Source organism: Polaromonas sp. P1_E3 (genome assembly GCF_056405935.1).
On sequence record NZ_JBFUBD010000774.1, the window covers coordinates 1 to 724 of the forward strand.

Consider the following 724-nt stretch of genomic DNA (forward strand, 5'->3'; position numbering starts at 1 on the left):
CCCCAACACCGGGGCAGCGGGGCCGGCAAGCGGCTGTTGCGGCACCTGGCCAGGCTGGCCTTCGACAGCGGCTGTGGACGGCTTGAATGGAGCGTGCTGGACTGGAACGAGCCGGCCATCCAGTTCTACCAGTCGCTGGGCGCCAAACCGCAAGCTGAATGGGTGCGCTACCGCATGGCCGGTGAAACCCTGCAGCACTTCGCGCAGGGGGAAACAAGCCAGGTTCAGCCAACGCCCTGAGCCGGTCGTGCAATACCGGTACGGGCCCGGCTTTTGTAAGAAATGGCAGCATTCAGCGACCAAGTGACACAGGAAGTGCAGATGGCGGTGAAAACCGCGCTCAGCCCAGCGGCAGTCCAAAAGAACCTTATATAGGACAGCATTTGGCCGACAGCGCTTGCACCCAAAGCGGTTCAGTCCTACAAAGGCGTTTCGCTATCTGCTTTTAAATCTGTCGATATCACTTAACTGGCTGATCCAACGTGAACCTGCCCCTCAAATTTCCCGGCCTCGTGGAGGCCCTGCCAACGGCATCGCCGCAGTTCATCAACCTCTACAACGAATCACAGCTGGGCCAGACCCAAAATGTGGCGCAGGAGCTGGAAGAGGGTTTGCTTGAACCCTCGGCCACCATCAGCCCCAAATTCTTTTACAACGAGCTGGGCTCGAAACTTTTCGAGGCCATTACGGGCCTGGAGGAGTACTACCCAACMCGCACCGAGGC

The 724-nt window shown here is 59.1% G+C and carries 2 protein-coding genes; both read left to right on the forward strand.

What is annotated here, in order from left to right; genetic code table 11:
• On the forward strand, positions 1-240 hold a 240-nt coding region (locus AC1D0Z_RS23455), incomplete at its 5' end, for an N-acetyltransferase family protein (protein WP_477660518.1).
• 305 nt (positions 241-545) lie between these two features.
• Positions 546-724, forward strand: a 179-nt coding sequence (locus tag AC1D0Z_RS23460; RefSeq protein ID WP_477660519.1) for an L-histidine N(alpha)-methyltransferase, incomplete at its 3' end; no start/stop codon positions are given.